Source organism: Salipiger bermudensis, assembly GCF_019801965.1.
In the GTDB taxonomy this organism is placed as follows: Bacteria; Pseudomonadota; Alphaproteobacteria; order Rhodobacterales; family Rhodobacteraceae; genus Salipiger; species Salipiger bermudensis_A.
This window is the reverse complement of record NZ_JAHVIA010000022.1, coordinates 1-4,661: the sequence shown is the minus strand read 5'-3', so window position 1 is coordinate 4,661 and position 4,661 is coordinate 1. Positions and strand designations below refer to the sequence as shown.

The 4,661-nt window shown below is 56.4% G+C and carries 6 protein-coding genes; all 6 read left to right on the top strand.

Features of this window, described 5'->3' with window-relative positions; genetic code table 11:
* Positions 1–85 precede the first annotated feature (85 nt).
* Positions 86–1,258 carry a hypothetical protein gene (locus KUV62_RS22560; RefSeq protein WP_222606006.1) on the top strand — a complete coding sequence of 391 codons (1,173 nt, stop codon included), beginning with the start codon at positions 86–88 and terminating at the stop codon, positions 1,256–1,258.
* A gap of 66 nt (positions 1,259–1,324) precedes the next feature.
* The gene (locus KUV62_RS22555; protein ID WP_222606005.1) at positions 1,325–1,561 is read left to right on the top strand and encodes a hypothetical protein; all 237 of its coding nucleotides are present in this window, start codon (positions 1,325–1,327) and stop codon (positions 1,559–1,561) included.
* Complete coding sequence (locus KUV62_RS22550; protein WP_222606007.1) at positions 1,558–1,758, top strand: hypothetical protein; 201 nt, start codon at positions 1,558–1,560, stop codon at positions 1,756–1,758. Before KUV62_RS22555 ends, KUV62_RS22550 begins: the two co-directional genes overlap by 4 nt.
* A 34-nt stretch (positions 1,759–1,792) precedes the next feature.
* Positions 1,793–3,085 carry a DUF6538 domain-containing protein gene (locus KUV62_RS22545; protein WP_222606004.1) on the top strand — a complete coding sequence of 431 codons (1,293 nt, stop codon included), beginning with the start codon at positions 1,793–1,795 and terminating at the stop codon, positions 3,083–3,085.
* Positions 3,082–3,261: a hypothetical protein gene (locus KUV62_RS22540; RefSeq protein ID WP_222606003.1), complete on the top strand. Its 180-nt coding sequence runs from the start codon at positions 3,082–3,084 to the stop codon at positions 3,259–3,261. Before KUV62_RS22545 ends, KUV62_RS22540 begins: the two co-directional genes overlap by 4 nt.
* A 346-nt stretch (positions 3,262–3,607) precedes the next feature.
* The coding region (locus tag KUV62_RS22535) for an AAA family ATPase (protein WP_222606002.1) at positions 3,608–4,661 on the top strand (1,054 nt) is incomplete at its 3' end.

Sequence of the window (4,661 nt, the reverse complement as noted above, 5' to 3'; positions counted from 1 at the left end):
AAAACTTGTAGCCGGAGAACGCTAGCAAGCTAGGATTTACTCGCCTATCCTAGCGATACGAAGTTGGTGGTACAGGACAAAATTAATGGAAGAACCGAAGGCGAGCTCCTCCTATCTGAGCGTGCTAGATATTGATGGCGACGGTAAAGTGGATATCCAAGATTTTCTCGCGCTCTTCGGTTCGCGCGGGAAGGCAATCAACCAGATTCCTGCGCTGGAGAACCGTGTCGCCGAAGCCTGGAGACGAAAGAGCGGCGAGTTGGAGAAGCTCTCAACCGCGATCAGAGGCAAGGTGGATTCTGGAAGCTCTTTGGCTAAAAAATCTAGCTTCTCACTAGCTGATCGAAGGATGAATTCCATCCTCAAGCGGCTCCAGCTTGAATTTGATGATGACAACCTAGAAAAGCTAAGAGGGGAGTATCTCAAGTGCCTCGCAGCAATAAAGGAGGCTGAAGGGGTCATTTCTGATTTGATCGCTAGTTCAGCATTGGTCAGTGGCAACGACAGGGGGAAAGTTGAGAAGAAGCTTGAGCGGGCACGTGCGCTTCTCCAGCAACTCAAGGGGCGACGGCAAGAGTTAATATCTGATTTTGTTCAAAGTTTCTCGATCTACAATGTAAAGATTAGTACAGATCAGGCAGAGGTCCTTCTATCCAGGATTGACTCAGGCGACGTCACGAGAATGACCTCTGTTTTCGCGATCGTGGCGCAGCTTACTGCCCAATTTGCGGAAGCAAAACAGGCGAGCGGCGAGAACACATCCACGGCCCAGAAATATTACGCGATGTATATCGGACTTCTTGAGCTGCAGGAGCTGGTCCAGTCGGAATATATAGAGCGCATGGATAAATCCTACCTTCCAGGGATTTCCGAAATAAAGAGGACTGCTGAGCAGCTAATCGCGGAGACGCAGGTGCTCATGAAAAACATGCCTATAGATCATCTGAGATCGTATGAGCATAACCTTCAGTCGCAAGAGTTCACACTTGAAGTTGCCTCGGTATATGAGGACGCCCTGCTTGAGGATCGCGCGAGGGCCGTACAGGCCAGAGAAATCGTCAGAAACCTCTTAAGGCTTGCAGAGAATACGCTCAAGACCGTGAAGGTAGCATCTGACTTGGTTTCGCTTATGAAAGATTCTCAGGGCCTATATGATGAGGTCATGCAGCTCCAAACTCCTTCTTTGGTTCCTTTCGAAAATCTCGAATTGAAGCGGGAGTTCGAAGCGGTTACGGAGAAACTAAAGTCGTCTTCGTAGAGCGAAAGCCAGAAAAAACGAGCTTCTACAAGCATCTATACAAGAAACCATCATGGAGTTGTATAGATGTCGATTACCTTTCTCGCCCTAATCGCGGCGGGTGCCGTGCTGCGTGCACTGCTCGCGAAAGCTCTGTCCCACCAGTACGGGCTTACCCTCGTTGTTCCGCCGGTGATCACTGGCGGGCTTCTACTCTTGGCGGCCTTACCAAGCTGGCTGTCACCACTCTCGTTCACGCTTCCGCTGAGCATCACGCTCGGAGCCCTTCTGCCTGACATCTTCCTGCGGAGTGCTCAGCGATGAGTGACGCCTCAGCGAAGAACACACGGTTCGCCCCCGGCATGCTGGTGGTGCTCCGCGCCTTCGATGACATCCCCGAGCATCAGTTCGAGATCCAGGAGGTCTACGAGGACTGCGTCGGCGGCTACTCGCGAACAGGACCGCTCTCCGGCGAATACGGTGAGCCCGACTTCGAGATGATCCTCAGGGTCATCCGCTGACCCCCTTACATCGCTAGACGAAAGGAACAGACGCATGTCTGCACGAATTCGCTATGCCTACCTCAAGGGCCAGACGTGGCTCTATCGGCGCAATTACCCTAAGGACGTTGCCGCTCTGCTTGGTCAGCAGGCGCTGAAACAATCCCTAAAGACCGGAGACGTGAAGCTCGCTCGCCAGAGAGCCGCCGAGGTGAATGTACGCTACGATGCCATCGTGGAAGGTGCCATCTCGGGGGCGACAAAGCTCCCCACCCGCAACGCAGACGCAGGAGAGTGGTCGAGGCCAACCGAAGCGGCACTCGTCAAGCTCAGAACGGCGCTGCAGCGTGTCGAACCGGCTCACTACGCGGTGAATGCTCGCCCGGGCCAGACGGTCGACAAAGCCATTCGCTCGTACCTCCTTCGTCGACAGAGGGAGTTGCGCCCCGGTGGGTTCAAGAGCGTTCGCTATTCTCTGGAACTCTTCCAGTCGAAGTTCGGCAACCTCACCCTTGCGGAGATCAGCCGGGAGGAAGGGCGGCTCTTTCTCATGCTGATCGAGGGTCTCAGCCCGAATATCGGCAAGTCCGAGCGCACCCGTGGCCTGTCTCTCGATGCCTCGGTGGCATGGTCGAGGAACAGCAATGCCCGGATCAGCGGTCGTACGCAGAGAAGGATCTGGTCGCAGGTGAACCACTGGCTGGATTGGTGCGTCTGCGAAGGGGAACTGGAGAGCAATCCGTTCTCGTCCGTACGTTTCGAGGCGAAGGTGGTTCACAAGCCCTATGCGGTCCCGACCGACACAGAGGTGCTTAAGTGGCTGAGTTGGCAAGATCCCCTCATCGACAAGGTGCTGCTGACGTGCCTTCTCTCCGGGATGCGAGCCGGGGAAGCTGCCGGTCTCCTTCGTGGGGATGTGGTCGAGAAGGGAAAGCTTGGCTGGTTCTTCCACGTTCGCCCGAACCGCCTGAGGCTCCTGAAGACCGATGCTGCTGAGCGAATGGTTCCGGTGCATGCAGCGCTCTTGCCGATCCTGGAGGCGCTACCCAGCGAAGGTCCGTTGTTCCCGGGCTTGACCGTGAACGACGTCACCAAGCGGTTCGCCGTGATGCGGGAGAAGTTGGAGCTTCAACGACCCGGCCTCGTGTTCCACTCCACCCGAAAGTGGTTCATCACCCAGTGTGAGCGTACGGGCGTCCCGGAGCACTTCACCGCCAGCATCGTGGGGCACAAGTCGGCGCGTTCGGAGAACGGCATCACCTACGGAATTTACTCCGCAGGGATCTCCGACGAGCAGAAGAGACAGATCGTCGATCAGGTTCGGTTGCCGGAAAGGTGCTCTCCATGACCGTCATTCCCGACATCTACGCGTTCGAGGAGAGGGCCGCTATCGCTGAGTACGATGGCGGTCTTTCTCGTTCAGAGGCTGAGGACCTCGCAGCGCGTGACCAAGGCTTCAGGAACGCTGACCACTACTGGCAGTGGCTCGCTGACTACGTCCTGACCAAGCAGGTCGGCGGGTAAATTCACCATCTGAACCTCTCTCCGTCCGGGCATCCTCTTTGGTGTTCGGGCGGGGACCAGCTTCACTTTGCCGATCAACTATTACGTGCAAATCGCGCCGCTTTGCATTGAAAAAGTTATCTACAAAATCAACCTTTAGATGCAAAAATTCGAAGAAATACTCATCAAATTTTACGTTTAATTTCAACGACCTGGAAAGGGGCCGCTCCTGGAGGAAAACTTCGGCGGAAATTCCACACTCATCCGGTCGCTAGACGGCGATCAGAGGCCGCCGAACGCTCCCCTCCTGAAGTCAACCTAAACGGTCGTCGGCAAGGCCGACTTCCGCCCCAATCTGGAGAAGCGAATGAAGAAAATGAACAGTGAACAGGAAGTGGTGACGCGACACATCGAGAAGATGGGTCCCGGAGATCGAGTGATCATCTCTGGCAGCGCGGGGTCGGGCAAGACCTTCGCGATCGCGAGGTCGGTGGCTAACCGGAAAGCTCTTTTCCTGGCCCCGACACATCCTGCTCGCGCGGTCCTTGAGGCCGAACTTGGCTCGTCGGGTCAGCGCGTGATGACGATCCACAGCTTCATCGGCTGGAGAGGCTATCGCGATGAGGGCCTTGTGCGCCGCGACCGCTATCGCCCTGCACGTGAGGCCAGCTTCCGCTCGAAGAGTAAAGGTCAACTGAGCACGTGTCCCTTTTCCGAAGCAGAAATCATCATCGTGGATGAATGCTCCATGGTCGGAGCCTTCCTCTTCGCGGCAATCGAGGAATACGCCGATGAGCTCGGGCTGCCCGTGGTCTACAGCGGTGATCCTTACCAGCTGCCGCCCGTGAACGATCGAGAGGTGATCTGGGATCAAGGCTTCGAGACCCTCACGCTGAAGGAGAGCATGCGCTTCTCCAAGGACAGCGAGATCTTCCGCGTGAGCGATGCCCTTCGGCGCATGATCGCGTCCGACCCTGACAGTGAGCTTCGCGTCTTCGAAGGTGGCGCAGACCTCGTCGTAACGCCCGGAACGCAGTGGATGCAGGATCTCAGGGCCGACTATGCCAATAGCGCTAGCTGCCTCGCCGTGTCGTCGTTGAATGACATGCTGCAGCGCCTGCGAGGCAAGGTTCGTGGCCTTAGCCATGATCGCCTGGCCGTGGGCGACCTTGTCATGAGTAAGAAGACGGATGAACGCTTCCTCAACGGCGAACAGTTCACGATCCGCCAGATCACTTCCGACACGTGTGAACTCCACAACGTTCCCCCTTGTGTCGTAGGTACGGGGACGCTGGAGATCAGCGGCCAGACCATGACATTCGCGGAGACGGATACGAACGCATTCATCGTCGAGAGGGGGAGCAAGGAAGCGATCTCACGACGCGTTCGTGACCTATACGACGAGGATCGACTGGAGCATG